Below are 18,204 nucleotides of genomic sequence, written 5' to 3'. Positions count from 1 at the left end.
TCTGGCCGCCGCGAAACCGGCTTACAGGCTGAGCGCCAGCTCCCCCAGCTGATCGGCGGCTTTGCCCCAGCCCTCATGAAAGCCCATTTTCTCATGCTCTGCGCGCTGCGCCTCGCTGCGATGCAGGGCAGAGCTGCGCAGGAAAGTGCCGCCCGCCTCGGCGCTCAGCTCGGTCACCGCGGTAAAGCCAAAGCTGTCACTGTTGGGATGCCAGCCCGCGCGCAGCAGATCGGTCCAGACCAGCCGCCGCTCGGGCTCGATCGCCAGAATGCAGCCCCTGCCCCTGATCTCCTCCATGCCCGGCACATCCATCACCGAGTTAAAGGCGCCGCCGGGCCAGGGCTCGAACACCACATCGCGCACCCTGACCGGGCGCGGCGCGAACCATTGCTCAATCAGGCCGGGCTCGGTCAGACAGCGCCAGAGCGTCGCAGGCTTTGCCTGAAAATGGCGCTCCAGAAACAGGTCGGTCACAGGATCGAAATGCATCTCCACCTCCCGGTAAGGAATGATTTCCCGCCCGGATCAGCCCGGGCGGATGCCGTCCCATTGTGACAGACCTCCGGGACAGACAGGACCCGCTGCGGCGCGCCCCGCCACTGCCCCGGCCAATATCAGCCGATATCGAGGCCCAGAGCATGGATCCGCGCCGGAATATCGCCAAGCGCCCGGATCACCGCGCGGTGCCGCGCCACCCGGCCCTGAGCCGCAAGCTCATCGGCGCGGATCATCACCTGGAAATGGCTTTCCCCCGTGCCATCATCCCCGGCATGGCCTGCATGTTTATAGCTTTCATTCACCACCTCCAGCTCACGCGGCGAAAACGCGCTCTCAAGCCGGCTGCGGATCTCTTCGGTCATGTTCATTTTTGGACGACCCCCTTCTCTCTGCCGGTAAAATACCTAAAACTAGCGCCCCGAGTCGAGAAGGCAGCAGAGGCCCTGCAACCCTATGGTAAATAAGAACCCGTTAAACTTCGATCTCCGTGTTTCAACGGATAAGAAACGCAAATCCGCAGGCCGGCGCGCCGCAGGGGTTGCCCCCAGCGATGCCCGGGGCTGCGACTATCCCAATTGTGACAAACCGGGCCAGTTCCGCGCGCCGAAATCGCGCGAGCAGCTGGAAGAGTTTTTCTGGTTCTGCAAGGATCACATCCGCGAATATAATCTGAAATGGAATTTCTTCGACGGCACTTCGGATGAGGAATTCCGCCGCATCGTCGAGAAAGACCGGCTCTGGGAACGCGAGACCAAGCCCTTCTCGAAAAAAGACGATGGCAATTCCTGGGCCCGGATGGGGGTCAGGGATCCGCTTGAGATTCTGGGCGAAAAGGGCACGCTCAATCCCGGCAATAAGCCGGTGAACGGAGCCACGCGCAAACTGCCGCCGACCGAGCGCAGAGCGCTGGAGATCCTCGACAGTCGCGACAGCATGACCAAACCGGAAATCCGCAAGCAATACAAAGCGCTGATCAAGGTTCTTCACCCTGATATGAACGGCGGCGACCGCAGCCAGGAGGAGATGCTGCAGGAGGTGGTCTGGGCCTGGGATCAGATCAAGGACAGCCGCTATTTCCGCGACTGAACCTGCCTGCGGGAAGGCTGCAGCAGCAGGGCGCGCCGCAGCAGGCCCGCGCGCAGCTGCAGCCGCCCGGCACTGCCGGGGCAGACTGCCCCCTCCAGCAGCCTGAACAGTGAGAGCGGCGCCTCCCGCGCCGCCTCGCGGTAAATCCGCCCCGCCGCCTCCGGCACCGCCGCCAGATCCCGGATCAGCAGGCCCGGGCGCGGCAGCCGAGCGCCGCCGGAGCGAAAGCATGGCGCAGCAGCACCCCGGCCATCAGCCCCAGCAAGAGCGGCCCGCTCAGCGCCATCAGCGTGGCACCCAGCCCCGCCAGCCCCCGGCGCGAGCCCCAGAAGGCCGTCAGCACAAAGCCAGGCAGCAAAGCGGTGAGAACCAGCGATAAAACCGGCAGGCTGAGCAGGTCAGCGCCTGCCCCCGATCCCGGCCCCGGCCCGGCTTCACAGAGCAGCACCGCCAGCGCTCCCCGGGCAGAGAGCGCCAGCACAGCCGCTCAGATCAGCCTTGCTCCTGTTCCTGTGTTCCTGCCATCGGCCCCCGCTCCTGTCGGACGAGATCCTTCCCGGCCCCGGGCGCGCCGGAATATCTGCTGTTCATGCCACCAAAAGGCTGAGCCGGGACGCCCCGCTTTCCCCGCCGCTGCTCTTGCACCCGAGGGCGTAATGTTCCATGAACCTCACGGTACTCCTGAATTCCGGACGAGAGCATGCCTGATACTGCGATGAAGCCGACTGAGGAAATTTCTGTCCGCGATGTCTTTGGCATCGACAGTGACATGCGCGTTAAGGGCTTTGCCGAACGCAGTGACCGCGTGCCGGAGATCGATCCGACCTATAAATTCGATCCCGATACCACGCTGGCGATTCTCGCAGGCTTCGCCTACAACCGCCGGGTGATGATCCAGGGCTATCACGGCACGGGTAAATCAACCCATATCGAACAGGTTGCGGCGCGGCTGAACTGGCCCTGCGTGCGGGTCAATCTCGACAGCCATATCAGCCGGATCGACCTGATCGGTAAGGATGCGATCAAGCTCGAGGACGGCAAGCAGGTTACCAAATTCCAGGAAGGCATCCTGCCCTGGGCTTTGCGCAATAATGTCGCCATCGTTTTCGACGAATATGACGCCGGCCGCGCCGATGTGATGTTCGTGATCCAGCGCGTGCTGGAACATGATGGCAAGCTGACTTTGCTTGACCAGAATGAAGTGATCACGCCCCATCCCTCGTTCCGCCTGTTTGCCACGGCAAATACCGTCGGCCTCGGCGATACCACCGGGCTTTATCACGGCGTGCAGCAGATCAACCAGGCCCAGATGGACCGCTGGTCGCTGGTCACCACGCTGAACTACCTCAGCCATGATGCCGAGGCCGCGATCGTTCTGGCCAAGAACCCGCATTACAATACCGCTGAGGGCCGCAAGGAAATCAGCCAGATGGTGACCGTGGCCGATCTGACCCGCACCGCCTTTACCAATGGCGATCTCTCGACCGTGATGTCGCCGCGCACCGTGCTGAACTGGGCCGAGAATGCCCGGATCTTCCGCAATATCGGCTATGCTTTCCGGCTGTCCTTCCTCAACAAATGCGACGAGCTCGAGCGCCAGACCGTGGCCGAATTCTATCAGCGCTGCTTCAATGAGGAACTGCCCGAGAGCGCGGCCTCAAAGGCGATGAAGTAAAAACAGAAAGGGGGCTGCCTGCCCCCCACGGCCTTCGGCCTCCCCCCGGGGATATTTTTCGACAGATGAACAAAAAGCAGCTTTCATCTGTCTGAAAATATCCTCAGGGGGTCCGGGGGGCGAAGCGCCCCCGGCCTTTCTCATTCACAGGGTCGATCCATGAGCAAGCCTGGCGACAATCCCGCCGATCCGTTCAAAAAGGCCCTGGCAGAGGCCACCAAAGTACTGGCCGATGATCCGGAGATGTCGGTCTCATATTCGGTCGACCCGCCTGGCATGAATAAAGAGGGCGTGCGCCTGCCCCAGGTCTCGCGTCGCCTGACGCGCGAGGAAGTGCTGATCGCGCGCGGCACTGCCGATGCTTTCGCCATGCGCCGCAAATTCCATAACGAGGCTCTGGCGGCGAAATATCTGCCCCAGGGCCAGCTCGCCCGCGATATCTATGAGGCGATGGAAACCGCCCGCTGCGAGGCCATGGGCGCGCGGCTCATGCCCGGCACTGCCACCAATATCGACGCCAAAATCGGCCAGGAAGCGGATCGCAAAGGCTATTCCCAGATCACCAGTGCCCAGGAGGCGCCTTTGCCGGTAGCGGCGGGCTATCTGGTACGCTCACTGGCGACCGGGCGTAAACTGCCTGCGGGCGCCGAGAATGTGCTGAACCTCTGGCGTGGTTTCATGGAGGAACAGGCCGGCGGCGCGCTGGAAAACCTCGATGATGTTCTGGCCGATCAGAGCGCTTTCGCGCGGCTGGCGCGCCGGGTGATCTCGGATCTCGGTTACGGCGATCAGCTGGGTGATGATCCCGACCGCCCCGATGAGGAGGAAGGCCAGGACGAGGCCGAGGAAGATCAGGACAGCCCCGAAAGCGAGGGCGAGGAACAGGAACAGGGCGAAGAGGCCGAGGCCTCGCCCGAACGTTCCCAGGAAGAGCAGCAGGACGAGAGCCAGGCTCAGGTCCAGATGGATGATAATGCCGAGATGGAGCTCGGCGATGAGACCGAGCTGCCCGAGGGCGAGGCACCGATCGAGCCGCCGCCGCCCCCGGCCCATTCCGATGCCGATCCGAATTACGCCGTCTATACCACCGCTTTCGACGAAGAGATCCGCGCCGAGGATCTGGCCGAACCGGCCGAGCTCGAGCGGCTGCGCGCCTATCTCGATCAACAGCTCGACCCGCTGAAAGGCGCGGTCGGACGGCTGGCCAATAAGCTGCAGCGCCGCCTGCAGGCGCAGCAGAACCGCTCCTGGCTGTTTGATCTCGAAGAGGGCATTCTCGATGCCGGGCGTCTGGCGCGGGTGATTGCCAATCCGACCACGCCCTTGTCGTTCAAATGGGAAAAAGACACCGAGTTCCGCGATACGGTCGTGACCCTGCTGATCGATAATTCCGGCTCGATGCGGGGCCGGCCGATCTCGATTGCCGCGATCTGCGCCGATGTTCTGGCGCGCACGCTCGAGCGCTGCCAGGTCAAGACCGAGATCCTCGGCTTTACCACCCGTGCCTGGAAAGGCGGGCAGAGCCGCGAGAAATGGCTGGCCGATAACCGGCCCCAGCAGCCTGGCCGGCTGAACGATCTGCGCCATATCATCTATAAATCGGCCGATGCCCCCTGGCGGCGCGCCCGCCCCAATCTGGGGCTGATGATGAAAGAGGGCCTGCTGAAGGAAAACATCGATGGCGAGGCGCTGGAATGGGCGCATCGCCGGATGCTGGCCCGGCCCGAGGCCCGCAAGATCCTGATGGTGATCTCGGATGGCGCGCCGGTCGATGACAGCACTTTGTCGGTGAACCCGGCGAGCTTCCTCGAAAAACATCTGCGCGATGTGATTGCCATGGTCGAAAAGCGCCGCGGCGTCGAGCTGATCGCCATTGGCATCGGCCATGATGTGACGCGCTATTATCAGCGCGCCGTCACCATTACCGATGTCGAGCAGCTGGCAGGCGCGATGACCGAGCAGCTGGCCGGACTGTTTGACAAAGACCCCAAAGCCCAGAGCCGCGGCGGGGCCCGGCGCGCCGGCTGAGCCGGTTTACAGCAGGCCGGAGCAAGCTTCTCCGGCCGCTGCAAGGTCAGATAAATCAGCTGAGGGTCAGCCCGATGTTCCAGAGTTTCGACAGTGCTGCCTCGCCCGGGCAGGGTCCGGCACGGCTTTCCGCATTGCGTGAGGCAATGCATGACGCGGGGCTGGAAGGCTTTATCGTGCCGCGCGCCGATGTCTATCAGGGCGAATATGTCGCGCCCGGCGATGCACGGCTGGAATGGCTGACCGGCTTTACCGGCTCGGCGGGGTTTTGTATCGCGCTGCAGGAAGCGGCGGGGGTGTTCATCGACGGGCGCTACCGTACCCAGGTGAAAGCCCAGGTCGATCTGGCGCATTTCAGCCCCGTGGCCTGGCCCGAGATCAGACCCGGCGACTGGCTGCGCGACAATCTGAGCGCAGGCGTGGTGGGCTTTGACCCCTGGCTCCATACCGCCGATGAGATCGCCCGGATCGAGGCAGCGCTGCAGGGCACGGCCATCACTCTGCGCCCCTGCGACAATCTGGTCGATGCGATCTGGCCCGACCGGCCTGCCCCGCCCGCGAAAGCGATTTTCCTTCATGCCGATGATCTGGCTGGTGAAAGCGCCGCGGCGAAACGCCAGCGCCTCGGCGCAGAGCTGCGTAAATCGGGCGAGCGGGTGGCGGTGCTGACCCAGCCGGATTCGATCTGCTGGCTGTTGAACATCCGGGGCCAGGACGTGCCGCGCAATCCGGTCGCCCAGGCCTTTGCCTTCCTGTTTGCGGATGACAAAGTCACCCTCTTCACCCCGCGCGCCGGGGAGAACGGGCTGGCAGAGCTGCTCGGCCCCGATGTCAGCCTCGCCCTGCCCGAAGCCTTCAGCGCCGCGCTGAGCGCGCTGCAGGGCCCGGTGCGGCTTGACCGGCTGACCGCGCCGCTGGCTTTGTCGCAGATCCTGAGCCGAGCCGGGGTCGAGGCCCGCTTTGGCGAGGATCCCTGCCGCCTTCCCAAGGCCTGCAAAAACCCCGGCGAGATTACCCATACGCGTGAGGCGCATCTGCGCGACGGCGCGGCCATGGCCGAATTCCTGTGCTGGCTCGACCGTGAGGCGCCGGGTGATCTGACCGAGATTGCGGTGGTCAGAGCGCTGGAAGAGTTCCGCCGCGCCAGCAATGCTTTGTTCGATATCAGCTTTGACACGATCTGCGGCGCGGGCCCCGATGGGGCGATCATCCATTACCGGGTGACGGAAGAGACCGATCGCGCGCTGCAGAGCGGAGAGCTGCTGCTGGTCGACAGCGGCGCGCAATACCAGGACGGCACCACCGATATCACCCGCACCATCGCCATCGGCGATCCGGGCGAGGAGGCGCGGATCTGCTATACGGCGGTGCTGCGCGGCATGATCGCGATTTCGCGGGCGCGCTGGCCGCGTGGCCTTGCCGGGCGTGACCTCGACGCCCTCGCCCGCCAGCATCTGTGGAGCCTTGGCCTTGATTACGACCATGGCACCGGCCATGGCGTCGGCGCCTTCCTCTCGGTGCATGAGGGGCCGCAGCGCATCTCGCGCGTCTCGGAAGTGGCTTTGCAGCCCGGGATGATCCTGTCGAATGAGCCGGGCTATTACCGCGAGGGCGCTTTCGGCATCCGGCTGGAAAATCTGATCGTGGTGGATGCGGCCGAAAAACTTGGCGACGGCCGCGATCAGCTGTCGTTTGAGACCCTGACCTTCGCGCCCTTTGATCGCCGTCTGGTGCTCGCCGATCAGCTGTCTCAGGCCGAGCGCGCCTGGCTTGATGCCTATCATGCCGAAGTTCTGGCAAAGATCGGCCCGCGCGTCAGCGCTGAAACCCTCTCCTGGCTGGAAAGGGCCTGCGCGCCGCTCTGAGGCGCGCAGATAGGTTCAGCTCACAGAATGGCTCAGGTGCCAGACCTCAGACCTCAGGCCGCAGCCGCCTCAGCGGCGATCTCACGGATGCGGGTGATCATCGCCCGCAAGCCGTTCGAACGCTGCGCCGAAAGATTATCCTTCAGCCCGATCCGGTCGAATTCAGCGAAAGCATCGACCGCCAGCGCCTCGGCGGGCGTCAGGCCGGAATAGAGCGCATGCAGAATGGCGATCAGACCGCGCACGATCATCGCATCGGATTCGCCCTCAAAATCCACCCGGGAATCGCGGATCATCGGCCGCAGCCAGACCTGGCTGGCGCAGCCCTCGACCTTATAGGCCGGCACCCGGAAGCTGTCTTCCAGCACCGGCATCGCCTTGCCCAGCTCGATCACATGGCGATAGCGATCTTCCCAGTCGTCGAGAAATTCAAGCGTCTCGGCAATGTCCTCAAAAGCGGCAGTGGCCATAGCGGATCTCCTTTATCCCTGTCAGGTAGCGCCGCGCGGGCGCGAGGTCCAGTGCCCTGCCACCGCAGAATTGCCGCGCCTGCTGTGAAAGCCCGGCGCAAAGCTGCGCAGCGGCTTTTCAAAGCAGCGCTTTCGGGTTAGCCAGAGGCGGAAGATGGAGAATGCCCGGATGATCCGACCCAGCCTGTTGCGCCCTGGTCTTGTGCTTTGTCTGACCCTGAGCCTCGCCGCCTGCGGCTTTGGCCAGAGCCGACTGAACCCGCTGAACTGGTTTGGCAGTTCCCAGCCCGCCGCCCGGGTCGAACAGCCCCTAACGCCCGGCCAGCCCCAGGACGGGCGCGAGCGGGTCTCGCAGGTGCTCTCCATGGCGGTTGAGCCGATCGGTTCCGGGGCCATCATCCGCGCCACCGGCCTGACCCCGAGCCAGGGCTGGTGGAAAGCCAGCCTGGTGGAACTGCCGCAGACCGAGCCCGGCGTGCTGGTGCTGGATTTCCGCATCATGGCGCCGCCAAAGGCCGAAGCGGTGAACAGCCCGCGTTCGCGCGAGGTGACGGTGGCGCTGCATCTGTCGCGCACAAGGCTTGCCGATATCCGCACCATCGTGGTGCAGGGCGCGAATGACGCGCGCTCGGCCGGGCGCTGATCGGATGCAATAAGGGGGCCACTGGCCCCCTCAGATTTCTGGCCCTCTCAGATTTCTGGCCCTCTCAGATTTTTCAGGCGCAATCAGGACGCGCGCGCGTGGCCCGGGATCAGTGCGCAGACCAGGGCTGATCCGGCGGCTGATCCGGCTTCCCCTCCGACAAATATCCCCGGGGGTCAGGGGGGCAGAAGGCCCCCCTTTTGTTTTGCTCAGTCGCGGGAACGGCTCAGCCGCCGACGCGGATCGTGCGCACTTCCGTGCCCCTGGCCATCAAAGCAATCTCGCCCTTGCACAGCCGCAAAGCCTCTTCGCCAAAGGCCTCAAGCCGCCAGCCCTTCAGCGTCTCGACATCGCGGCCGCCGGCGGCAATGGCATCGAGCTCGGAAGCCGAGGCGATCAGGCGCGGCGCCACGCCGAGCTGTTCGGATTTCGCCTTCAGCAGCACCCGCAGCAGATCGGCCAGCGCGCCATTGACCTGCGGCTGATCGGCATGGGATTCGGGCTTCGGCAGATCATCGGTCCGGGCCTCAAGGCCCTTTTTCACAGCCGTCAGAATGCCTTCGGCAATCTCAGGCTTGCGCCCCTCGCGCAAAAGCAGCCGCGAGCGGCCCAGCTCTTCCAGGCTGGTTGGCCGGGTTGAGGCCAGTTCCAGCAGCGCGTCATCCTTCATCACCCGCGAGCGCGGCACATTCTGCTCCTGGGCCCAGGCCTCGCGGAACCGCGCCAGTTCGCGCACCACCGCCAGGAAGCGCGCCGAGGAGGTGCGGGTCTTGATCCGCTTCCAGGCCTCATCCGGATGCACAGTATAGGTCGCCGGATCGGTCAGCACCGCCAGCTCTTCCTCGACCCAGGGCGCACGGCCGTTTTTCTTCAGCTGCGCCGCCAGCCATTCATAGATCACCCGCAGATGGGTGACATCGGCCAGAGCATATTCTTTCTGGGCCTCCGACAAAGGCCGGCGCGACCAGTCGGTGAAACGCGAGGTCTTGTCGAGATTGGCGCGGGCAATCTTGCGCACCAGGGTCTCATAGCCGACCTGCTCGCCAAAACCGCAGACCATAGCGGCAATCTGGGTGTCAAACAAAGGCGTCGGGAACACCCCGCCCTCGACGAAGAAAATCTCCAGATCCTGACGGGCGGCATGGAAGACCTTGACCGTCGCCTCATGGCGGAACAGGTCATAGAGCGGCTCCATCGACATTTCGCTGCCCTCAATCGGGTCAACCAGAACAGCATCACCATCCTTGCCCGGCAGCGCCATCTGGATCAGGCAGAGTTTGGACCAGTAGGTCCGCTCACGCAGAAACTCGGTATCGATGGTGACATAGGGAGCTGCTTTTGCGGCGGCACAGAATAATGCCAGCTCTTCAGTCGTGGTAATGGTACGCATCAGTCCTCACGGCTCACGCGGGGGTATCCCGCCCATGGATCAGGCAGTCTGATGGCTGACGCGTTCTCGCGGGCCCCGGCTGCGACATAATCTGTCTACTGCCGGGCGTCAGGATTGAAAAGAGTTGCTTTAGCGTGATCTGCCGCCTGTTTCAGGCCCTGCCCGCGGCCTGCCCATGTCCCGCCCCCGCCCCTCCCGCGCTCAGGCCGCCCGCTGGCCCCCGGGGGTTTTTCTTTGCCCTGAACTGGCTTAGAGCTGATTGCACTGCGCCCTGTTCCGCTGCGCGGCCCGAAGCCTGGAGCCCTATGTCTGATCTGCCCCCCTCACAGCCTCTGCCACCCGGCGACGGGGCGGCGAAACCGGCGCTGGCACTGGTGCGGCCGCTGTGGTTTCTGGCGGGCTGTCTGGCGCTGGGGCTGGGGATTCTGGGGATCTTTCTGCCCTTGCTGCCGACCACGCCTTTCGTGCTGCTGGCGGCGGCCTGCTTTGCCCGCTCTTCCAGCCGGGTGCATGACTGGCTGCTGGCGCATCAGAGCTTTGGCCCACTGATCCGCAACTGGCGCGATCACGGCGCAATCAGCCGGCGCGGCAAGCGCGCGGCGCTGCTCGGCATGGCAGCGGCTTTTCTGCTGAGCCTGGCGCTCGGCCTGCCGCTCTATGCGCTGGTGATCCAGGCGGGCGTGCTGTCGCTGACCGCGCTCTGGATCTGGACCCGGCCCGAAGGCCCCCGAGGCCCAAGGCCCCCCCGGGACCGCCAGGGCCGGGCGCGCTGAGCGTCGCCCGGATGCGGTTTCACAGACAGACCGGCGTCCGGTCGCCCGCTGCATAGCGGCGCAGAACCTCCGGATAGAGCCGGTGCTCCTGCACCAGCACCCGGGCCGCGAGGCTGTCGGCCGTATCACCGGGCAGAACCGGCACCCGCGCCTGGCCGAGCAATGGCCCGTCATCGAGTACCGCCGTCACCTCATGCACCGAGCAGCCCGCTTCCGCATCCCCGGCATCAAGCGCGCGCTGATGGGTATGCAGCCCGGGATATTTCGGCAAAAGCGAGGGATGGATATTCAGCATCCGCCCCTCAAATTTCTGCACGAAACCCGGGGTGAGCACCCGCATGAACCCGGCAAGGCAAAGAATATCGGGACTGGCCGCCTCGATATGCTGCAACAGATCGGCCTCAAAAGCGGCGCGGTCCCTGCCATAGAGGCGGTGATCGACGGCGGCGGTGGCAATGCCACGCCCGGCCGCTTTCACCAGCCCCGAAGCCCCTGGATCATTGGAGGCCACCAGAACGGCGCGCGCCGGATGATCCCCGATCATCGAGTTCACCAGCGCGACCATATTGGAGCCACCCCCCGAAATCAGGATGGCAATGCGTTTCACAGAAGACGGCCTTTATAGACAACGCCTTCGCTGCCTTCCGGCGCGGCGATGATCTGGCCCATACGCGAGACTTTCTCGCCAAAGCCGGTCAGCAGCGCCGCGATCTCATCAGCCTGATCCGCCGCTACCACCAGCATCATGCCAATGCCGCAGTTGAAGGTCTTGAGCAGTTCCGGCTCGGACATCTGTGCGGTTTGTGCCAGCCAGCGGAACACCGGCGGCAGCTCCCAGGAGCCGAGATCAATCTCGCAGGCCAGGCCCTCGCTCAGCACGCGCGGCGGGTTTTCCGTGATGCCACCGCCGGTGATATGCGCCAGCGCATGCACGCCACCGGCCCGCATCGCCGCCAGAGCCTGTTTGACATAAAGCCGGGTCGGCGCGAGCAGCGCCTCGCCGAGGCTGCCTTGCGAGAAGGGCGAGGCCGCATCCCAGCCCAGGCCCGAGAGTTCAACCACTTTGCGCACGAAGCTGTAGCCATTGGAATGCACGCCATTCGAGGCCAGACCCAGCAGCACATCGCCCTCGGCCACGCCGGCCGGCAGATGGGTGCCACGCTCCATCGCCCCGACCGCGAAACCGGCGAGATCGAAATCACCCTTGTGATACATGCCCGGCATCTCGGCGGTCTCGCCGCCGGTCAGGGCGCAGCCCGACTGACGGCAGCCCTCGGCAATGCCTTCGACAATGCGGGCCGCCTGATCGACATCAAGTTTGCCGGTGGCGAAATAATCGAGGAAGAACAAAGGCTCGGCGCCCTGGCAGACCAGGTCATTGACGCACATGGCAACAAGGTCGATGCCGATCGTATCGACATTGCCGGTATCGATCGCGATGCGCAGCTTGGTGCCGACGCCATCGGTCGCGGCGACGAGGATCGGATCCTCAAAGCCTGCCGCTTTCAGATCGAACAAAGCGCCAAAGCCGCCAAGCCCGCCCATAGTGCCCGAACGGCTGGTCGATTTTGCCGCCGGTTTGATCCGGTCGACCAGGCGGTTGCCGGCATCGATATCAACCCCTGCCTGGGCATAGGTCAGGCCGTTATGACCGGCCTTCTGTTCAGTGCTGCTGCCATTGCTCATTGCCCGTCTCCCGGCCCGGAAATCACTGCCGCCCGCTTAGACGAGACGTCACAGAAAGGCAACGCGCGTTGGCCCCCTCAAAGCGAAGGAAAGCCGGGGATGCATTGCCGCAGCCCTGAAAACCGGGGCGAAACCCCGCCTGGCCGGGCTTTCCCCCGGCCTGCGCCCTCTGCGCCGGTCCGGCTCTGCCCCTCCCCCTCCCGCGCCCCACGCGGCCGCTCGGACCAGGCAGCCCCAGCGCGCCCAGGCTCTCAGCCAAAGCAGATCATCTCAGCCTCGGCCTGGGCGCGGCGCAGATCGCCAAGGATGCGCATGGTCACCGGCGTGCCACCGCGAAACATCGCCGCCCGCTCGCCGCCGCCCTGGCGCATCCTGAGCACGGTCTCGGCCGCGACGTAATCCTCATAGCTCAGGATACCGGCAATCGCATCGATCGAGCAGGAGCAGCGCCGCAAAGCCTCCTGGCTCTGGCCATTGGTCGCCATACAGCCAAAGACATATTCGGCCCGGGCCTCGGTCGGGTAATCATTCAGCGCATCGGCCAGCGCATCGGCCCCGAGGGCCGCGAAAGGCAGCAGGCCCAGCGCGAGGCCCGATGCCAGGATGGGGGATCTGTGCAAAGTCACCGTCATTCCTCCGGCTGCAGGATCAGATGTTCATGGTAGCCGCCCGGCGCGGCTTCACCATCCCCGCTGGTATCAGCCTTTAGTTCGAGGATCCGGCCCGGGCTGGCCTGATGCCAGCGGAGCTGCAGCCGCAATCCGGCAAAAGCGCCGAGCCGGGCCCTCTCCTCTGCACCCAGCGCGGCGAAAGGGGTCAGCTCCAGATGGCTGATGCCCGCCGCATCGGGAGAGATCTCAGCCGCGACCAGCGCCTCGCGGATGCGGTTGCGCAGATAGAAGGGGCTGCCGCCGGTCTGAACCGAAGCGGCGCGCACGATATTTTCCAGCCAGAACAGCAGCACCGGATTGGGCGCGGCCTGTGGCAATTCGCTCAGCACCCGGCCCGGCGCGGTGGCATCCGGCGCGAGGGTGAGGCGCAGCCGGTCCGGCGTGGCTTCGGCGCGTTCGAGTACCAGCGCCGCCCCCTGCAGCGCCTCGGGCAGCGCGATGCCATGCCCGGCGCCGGGCCAGCCCGCCCCGGGCGCAGGCGCGAGACTGCGCTCCACCCGGTAGCGCAGCACTTCCCCCCCGGGGGCGGCGCTATAGAGCCCGGGCTGCATGATCTGATCACTCACCCCCCCGGCATGGCTGAAAGTGGGGAGCGCAGCGGGGCCCAGCGCCAGGCAGATCAGCCCGGTCGTCCCCATCCGCCCCAGGATTGCGCGCAGTCTCATCATGCCTCCGCAAGGCTCAGGATAAAGCCCTTGCCGCGCAGAGTGCGCAGGCTCAGGCCATAAGGGGTGAAATTGCCAAGCTTGCGGCGCAGATATCCCAGATAGACATCAACGACATTCTCGGTCGAGCCGCCATGGCTGGCCCAGACCGCATCGAAAAGCGCACCCCGGGTCAGCACCTCGCCGGGCGCCGCCATCATACAGGCCAGAAGATCACCCTCACGCTCGGTCAGCAGCACGCTGCGCGCCGGGCCCGGCGGACCGGCCGAGGTCACATTGCGCAATCTGGGATCATAGATCAGCCCCCCGAGCATCAGCCTCGTCTCCCGCGGCGTGGTCAGCCGCAGCTGAACCTCGAGCCGGGCCAGCAGTTCGGTCAGAGTGAAGGGTTTGACCACATAATCCTGAGCGCCCGCCGCAAGGCCATCGCTGCGATCCTCGACCCGCGACAAAGCCGAGAGCATGATCGCGGGCATCCGGTGCCCCTGGGCGCGCAGCCCGGCCAGCAGATCGGCGCCGCTCTCCTCGCCCAGCATCATATCAATGATCGCCGCATCACAGCCCTGGCTGCTGATATGCTGCAAGGCGGCGGCAGCGGTTTCCACCCAGGCCACCTGATGTCCCGCCGCCCCCAGCCCGCGCTGCAACAGCGAAGCAATGTCGGGATCATCCTCGATCACCAGAATATGCGCCATTACCCCTCCTCCCAAAGCGGCAGCAACAGATCCAGCCCGAAACCCTGCCCCTGCGGCATCGGGACAAGGCTCAGCCTGCCACCCGAAGCTTCCACAACCCAATGCGCAAGGGCAAGCCCGAGACCAAAGCCCGATCCGGTGCTGCCGGTGCCGCGCGCAAAGCGGTCGAGCAGCTGTGCCGGATCTTTCCCGGCGCCGGGGGTGAGGCCCTGGCCATTATCCGCAATGCGCAGCAGCACAAAGCCTGCCGGTGCCCCCTCCAGCGCGGTAATGCGCAGCTCGGCCCCCGCTCCGGCATATTTCGCGCTGTTCTCAAAGAAACCGGCAAAGACCTGACGCAGCCATTCGCCATCGGCGCGCAGCAGCAGCGGCGGCAGATCGGTGTGACAGGTGATCTTTGCCCGGCGCAGAACCGGCAGCAGATCACCGAGCGCGGCCTCGACACAGGCCTGCAGCGGCACCGGGCCGGGCTGCAGTTCCAGCTGGCCACTTTCCGAGCGCGCGATGCGCAGCAGATCCTCGGTCCGCCGGTACAGGCGCGCCGCCCGGGCGCTGACGGTGGCGAAAGAGGCGCGGACCTGCGGATCGGCATGTCCGGCCCCCAGCTCGGCCTCGCCAAGGATCACCGTCAGCGGCGTGCGCAGCTCATGGCCGACATCGGCAAAAAAGCGGCGCCGGTTGCTGTCGATCCGCGCCAGCCGCGCATTGGCCCCGGCCAGATCAGCGGTGCGGGCGTTCACCTCCTGTTCCAGATGACTGCGGCGCCGGCCCAGCCGCGCCGCCATCTGGCGCTGGCGGGCAAACATCAGCCCCAGCTCATCATGCCCCCCCGCCCCCGGCGGCAGCCGCCCGGTGGCCAGTTCCGGTGCCGCCCGGGTCGCCTCGCGCAGGCGGCGAAACAGCGGGCTGAGCACGGTGAGATAGAGCCCGGCCAGCACCAGAGGCGCGGCCAGCGCGATCAGCGCGGCGGTGAGGCGCAGGGGCTGGCGCAGATCCTCCATCGCCGCCAGTGCCTCATCATGGCGCTGGCGCTCCTGTTCGAGCGCGCGCAGCAGCAAGGGCTGGGCGCGGATGGCATGATAATTCAGCGCCATCTGTCCGGTCGGGCTGTCGGGAGGCGCGTTCTGCAACGCCGTCTCCAGCCCCTGAAACAGCGCGCGCAGCCGGGCCGGGGTCAGATGGATACTGCCCGGACCGGCGACCACCCCGGCCTGGCCCGCCAGATCCCCGGCCACCAGCTGGTCGAGCAGATCCAGCGCCGCCAGCACCGGCCCGGGATCCGGCGGCTGGGGCATGGTCTGGCTCTGCCCGGCGCTGTCGCGCACCAGAGCCGAGGTCAGCCAGCCAAACAGCCATTCCCCCTCGCGCGCCTGAAAGGCGGCATAGGCCTCGGTCCGGCTGCGCGCCGCCAGGGCCTCTGAGGCATAGCCATGCAGCCTGCCCGCACCCCAGGCCGCCAGCCAGGCGGCCAGCATCGCCAGCAAGGCCAGCGACAGCGCCCCGAGCCAGAGCCGCGCCGAAAGGCTGGGCCGGCATTTCACCCCGAGCCTCCCTGGCGGATATGATTCTGGATCGCAAAGGCCAGGCCGCGGCGCAGCTCATGCTCGGCCACCGGCTTGGTCAGCACCTCAACCGGACGGTTGCCCGCCTCGGCATGAATGAATTCGGCGGTCTCGGCGCTGACGATCAGCGCGGGCAGGCTATGGCCCAGATCCGCCTCGAGCAGATCCAGCGCCTGGAATCCAGTCTCGCCATCATCAAGCCGGTAATCACTCAGCACCACATCCGGGGCCTGGGCGCGGGCAAAACGGCGGGCGGTGGCAATTTCCGAAGTGGCCGAGACCTCCATGCCCCAGCCATTGAGCAGGAAGCTGAAGGCGCGGCGCATCGCATCATCATTCTCGATCACCAGCACCCTGCGCCCGGCCAGCGGAATGGTGGCGCGCACCGGCAGGGCCTGCGCCCCCGGCGGCACCGCCCCTTCGATCCGGCGCATCACCGGCAGCGCCACCCTGAAACATGAGCCCCGCCCCGGTTCGGAGCGCAGCTCAAGGCGGTGCCCCAGCTGCTGACAGGCGCGCTGAACAATCGACAGACCCAGCCCGTGCCCGGCCTGCTGCGAGCGCGACAGCCGCTCAAATTCGTTAAAGATCCGCTCCTGATCGCGCAGAGCAATGCCCGGCCCCTCATCCAGCACCTCGAGCCAGACGTGATCGCCATCACGGCGCAGCCCGACCAGAACCCGCCGCCCGCTGGTATATTTCAGCGCATTGCCGATCAGGTTCTGCGCGATCTGGCGCAGATAGACCGGATCGCTTTCCACGGTGACCGCCGAGGCGACGAAGCGCAGATCAATGCCGCGCGCCGCAGCCTGGGGCTGCATATCGATGATCAGCCGCCGGAACAGCCGGCCAATCGCCACCGGCCCCGGGTTCATCGCGAAATTACGGCTGTCGAGCCGGGCAATATCTGACAAAGCCCGGATCAGTTCTTCCGCCGATTCAATGGTTTCGGTCAGATGCGACAGCAAAGCCTGCTGGTCGGGCATCGGCGACAGCTCGGCCAGATGCGACAGAAACAGCCGCGCGGCAGAGAGCGGCTGCAGCAGGTCATGGCTGGCGGCACGCAGGAAACGCGATTTGGCGCGATTGGCCTCATCGGCGCTTTCGCGGGCCCGGGCCAGTTCGGTATTGGTGCGCGCCAGATCGGTCAGCGCCGCCTCAAGATCGCGGTTGCGCGCCATGACCTCGCGCTCGAGCACCGCCGCGGTCCGGGTCAGCGCATAAGAGGGGCCGCGCTGCTCCTGAATGCGTTCGAGCCGTCCAACCAGAGCCTCATTGATCCGCTGCAGCTTCTCGATCTGGCGTTCGGGCGGATCACTGTCCCGCAGCATCATCCCCGCCCTTCTTGCCACGATCGAGCAGCGCCAGCCCGACGAAAGTCTGGTTCACATGGATACCGCCATGCTGCTCGCCATAGGTGTTAAAGCCGGCAATGCGGTAATCGCGGCATAATTGCCCGACCGTGGCCTGCTCGCCCGCCTCCTCGACCGCAATGCGGCGCAGGATACAGTCAAAGCCCAGCACCAGCTCGGCCGGGCCGATCTGCTCCATCCGCGAGCGCAGCCCCTCGGTCAGGCTTTCCGGCCTGCCAATGGTCAGCAATGTGCCCGGCTCGACCGCCGAAAGCAGTTTCAGCGCGCCGCTGCGGGTGACCGAAGTGATGGCCCGCACGAAATGCCGCCCGCCGGTGCGCTCAAGCAAAGGGTTTTCGGCGAAATCGCGCGGCGAGAGCGCCGCCGGGTCAACGCCGATCATCCGGGCATATTCCTGGGCGGCAGGCTCGGCATTAATCTCATGGATCAGCCTTGCATCGGGATCAGCCTCGGTCACCACCATGGTCGAGCCCAGCGGCAGGAAGTGATCAAAAATCACCTCTTCCACCGCGAAATCGGTGCTGACAAGGCAGAACAACGCGCTTTGCGGCCGGGTTTCGCCATCCATGGCCAGATGGGTCTGATCAAAGCGCAGACCATCCCCCGCCGAGCCGCCCAGCACCAGCAGATCGGGCAGAGTGGCATCCACCGTGGTGGTCACCAGTTCCTCGCGCCCGCTCATGCCATCGATCAGCAACAGGCCAAAGCGGTTGCGCCCGGCCGAGGCCGGGAAAGCCTCGCCCAGCCCGCGCAAAGCCATCATCCAGTCGAGCGCCATCTGCTGGCGCAGATTGTTCAGCCAGACCGCCCCGGCGCTGAAAGTCGCAGCCGGAAAAGCAATGGCAATCACCGAGTCATCATCATAGCCGTCAAAGGCAAATCCGCCGGCAGAGGAGCAGGCCAGCACCCGGCAGGCCGGTCCAAAGGCGGCGGAGAGCTCGGCGCTGAGCGGCGCCACCACCGCGCCATCGCCGGTGAAAATCAGCACCAAAGCCGGATCGCAGCCCGCCAGTCGAGCGATGATCTCGGCCCCGGTGCCGACCCCGCCCGCACTGGCCCCGCCGGCACCGGCAAGGACGACCTGAGGCCGGAGCGGATGCAAAGCTTCCTTCGGTTGCACGCCT

The 18,204-nt window shown here is 65.5% G+C and carries 19 protein-coding genes; 6 read left to right on the top strand and 13 right to left on the bottom strand.

Annotation, left to right across the window (positions count from 1 at the left end; translation table 11 throughout):
* Positions 1 to 21: 21 nt before the first annotated feature.
* Positions 22 to 489 carry an SRPBCC domain-containing protein gene (locus tag H0485_RS04360; RefSeq protein ID WP_226934140.1) on the bottom strand — a complete coding sequence of 156 codons (468 nt, stop codon included), beginning with the start codon at positions 487 to 489 and terminating at the stop codon, positions 22 to 24.
* A gap of 125 nt (positions 490 to 614) precedes the next feature.
* The gene (locus H0485_RS04355; RefSeq protein WP_226934139.1) at positions 615 to 866 is read right to left on the bottom strand and encodes a BolA family protein; all 252 of its coding nucleotides are present in this window, start codon (positions 864 to 866) and stop codon (positions 615 to 617) included.
* Between the two features lie 85 nt (positions 867 to 951).
* Here H0485_RS04355 and H0485_RS04350 point away from each other — a divergent pair, with 85 nt between their 5' ends.
* A complete protein-coding gene (locus H0485_RS04350; protein ID WP_226934138.1) occupies positions 952 to 1,584 on the top strand; it encodes a J domain-containing protein in 633 nt (210 codons plus the stop codon).
* A gap of 184 nt (positions 1,585 to 1,768) precedes the next feature.
* Here the strand turns inward: H0485_RS04350 and H0485_RS04345 are convergent, their stop codons facing one another.
* Positions 1,769 to 2,065, bottom strand: coding sequence for a hypothetical protein (locus tag H0485_RS04345; protein WP_226934137.1), 297 nt, complete (start codon positions 2,063 to 2,065; stop codon positions 1,769 to 1,771).
* Between the two features lie 219 nt (positions 2,066 to 2,284).
* On the opposite strand from H0485_RS04345, the gene cobS reads away from it, so the two are divergent.
* The 3 genes from cobS to H0485_RS04330 all read left to right on the top strand — a co-directional run bounded on the left by cobS (position 2,285) and on the right by H0485_RS04330 (position 7,152).
* Positions 2,285 to 3,259, top strand: a complete 975-nt coding sequence (gene cobS, locus H0485_RS04340; RefSeq protein ID WP_226934136.1) for a cobaltochelatase subunit CobS — start codon at positions 2,285 to 2,287, stop codon at positions 3,257 to 3,259.
* Between the two features lie 159 nt (positions 3,260 to 3,418).
* Positions 3,419 to 5,287, top strand: coding sequence for a cobaltochelatase subunit CobT (gene cobT / locus H0485_RS04335; protein WP_226934135.1), 1,869 nt, complete (start codon positions 3,419 to 3,421; stop codon positions 5,285 to 5,287).
* A gap of 74 nt (positions 5,288 to 5,361) precedes the next feature.
* Positions 5,362 to 7,152 (top strand): aminopeptidase P family protein, encoded by a 1,791-nt coding sequence (locus H0485_RS04330; RefSeq protein ID WP_226934134.1) that lies wholly within the window; start codon positions 5,362 to 5,364, stop codon positions 7,150 to 7,152.
* 53 nt (positions 7,153 to 7,205) lie between these two features.
* Here the strand turns inward: H0485_RS04330 and H0485_RS04325 are convergent, their stop codons facing one another.
* Positions 7,206 to 7,622 (bottom strand): SufE family protein, encoded by a 417-nt coding sequence (locus H0485_RS04325; RefSeq protein WP_226934133.1) that lies wholly within the window; start codon positions 7,620 to 7,622, stop codon positions 7,206 to 7,208.
* A gap of 169 nt (positions 7,623 to 7,791) precedes the next feature.
* Between H0485_RS04325 and H0485_RS04320 the strand changes: the two genes are divergently transcribed.
* On the top strand, positions 7,792 to 8,265 hold the full coding sequence (locus H0485_RS04320; RefSeq protein ID WP_226934132.1) for a hypothetical protein: 474 nt from the start codon (positions 7,792 to 7,794) through the stop codon (positions 8,263 to 8,265).
* Positions 8,266 to 8,491: 226 nt separating this feature from the next.
* Here the strand turns inward: H0485_RS04320 and rnd are convergent, their stop codons facing one another.
* The gene (rnd, locus tag H0485_RS04315; RefSeq protein WP_226934131.1) at positions 8,492 to 9,655 is read right to left on the bottom strand and encodes a ribonuclease D; all 1,164 of its coding nucleotides are present in this window, start codon (positions 9,653 to 9,655) and stop codon (positions 8,492 to 8,494) included.
* Between the two features lie 305 nt (positions 9,656 to 9,960).
* On the opposite strand from rnd, the gene H0485_RS04310 reads away from it, so the two are divergent.
* Entirely contained in the window at positions 9,961 to 10,428 is a 468-nt protein-coding gene (locus tag H0485_RS04310; RefSeq protein WP_354002434.1) for a YbaN family protein, read from the top strand.
* A 19-nt stretch (positions 10,429 to 10,447) separates the two neighbouring features.
* Here the strand turns inward: H0485_RS04310 and purN are convergent, their stop codons facing one another.
* From purN to H0485_RS04270, 8 genes are all read right to left on the bottom strand, one after another.
* Positions 10,448 to 11,035 (bottom strand): phosphoribosylglycinamide formyltransferase, encoded by a 588-nt coding sequence (gene purN / locus H0485_RS04305; RefSeq protein ID WP_226934130.1) that lies wholly within the window; start codon positions 11,033 to 11,035, stop codon positions 10,448 to 10,450.
* Positions 11,032 to 12,114 carry a phosphoribosylformylglycinamidine cyclo-ligase gene (purM, locus tag H0485_RS04300; protein ID WP_226934129.1) on the bottom strand — a complete coding sequence of 361 codons (1,083 nt, stop codon included), beginning with the start codon at positions 12,112 to 12,114 and terminating at the stop codon, positions 11,032 to 11,034. Before purM ends, purN begins: the two co-directional genes overlap by 4 nt.
* A 251-nt stretch (positions 12,115 to 12,365) precedes the next feature.
* Positions 12,366 to 12,734 (bottom strand): hypothetical protein, encoded by a 369-nt coding sequence (locus tag H0485_RS04295; RefSeq protein WP_435531478.1) that lies wholly within the window; start codon positions 12,732 to 12,734, stop codon positions 12,366 to 12,368.
* Between the two features lie 8 nt (positions 12,735 to 12,742).
* Entirely contained in the window at positions 12,743 to 13,450 is a 708-nt protein-coding gene (locus H0485_RS04290; protein WP_226934128.1) for a hypothetical protein, read from the bottom strand.
* The gene (locus tag H0485_RS04285; RefSeq protein ID WP_226934127.1) at positions 13,450 to 14,145 is read right to left on the bottom strand and encodes a response regulator transcription factor; all 696 of its coding nucleotides are present in this window, start codon (positions 14,143 to 14,145) and stop codon (positions 13,450 to 13,452) included. The genes H0485_RS04290 and H0485_RS04285 overlap by 1 nt, the downstream gene beginning before the upstream one ends.
* Entirely contained in the window at positions 14,145 to 15,686 is a 1,542-nt protein-coding gene (locus tag H0485_RS21805; protein ID WP_226934126.1) for a sensor histidine kinase, read from the bottom strand. Before H0485_RS21805 ends, H0485_RS04285 begins: the two co-directional genes overlap by 1 nt.
* Positions 15,683 to 17,041 carry an ATP-binding protein gene (locus H0485_RS04275; RefSeq protein ID WP_226934125.1) on the bottom strand — a complete coding sequence of 453 codons (1,359 nt, stop codon included), beginning with the start codon at positions 17,039 to 17,041 and terminating at the stop codon, positions 15,683 to 15,685. The genes H0485_RS21805 and H0485_RS04275 overlap by 4 nt, the downstream gene beginning before the upstream one ends.
* Entirely contained in the window at positions 17,022 to 18,200 is a 1,179-nt protein-coding gene (locus tag H0485_RS04270; protein WP_226934124.1) for an FIST N-terminal domain-containing protein, read from the bottom strand. Before H0485_RS04270 ends, H0485_RS04275 begins: the two co-directional genes overlap by 20 nt.
* Positions 18,201 to 18,204 lie beyond the last annotated feature (4 nt).

The sequence above is a fragment of the Pseudogemmobacter faecipullorum genome (assembly GCF_020539525.1).
Taxonomy (GTDB): Bacteria; Pseudomonadota; Alphaproteobacteria; order Rhodobacterales; family Rhodobacteraceae; genus Pseudogemmobacter; species Pseudogemmobacter faecipullorum.
This window is presented reverse-complemented; position numbering and strand designations above follow the sequence as displayed.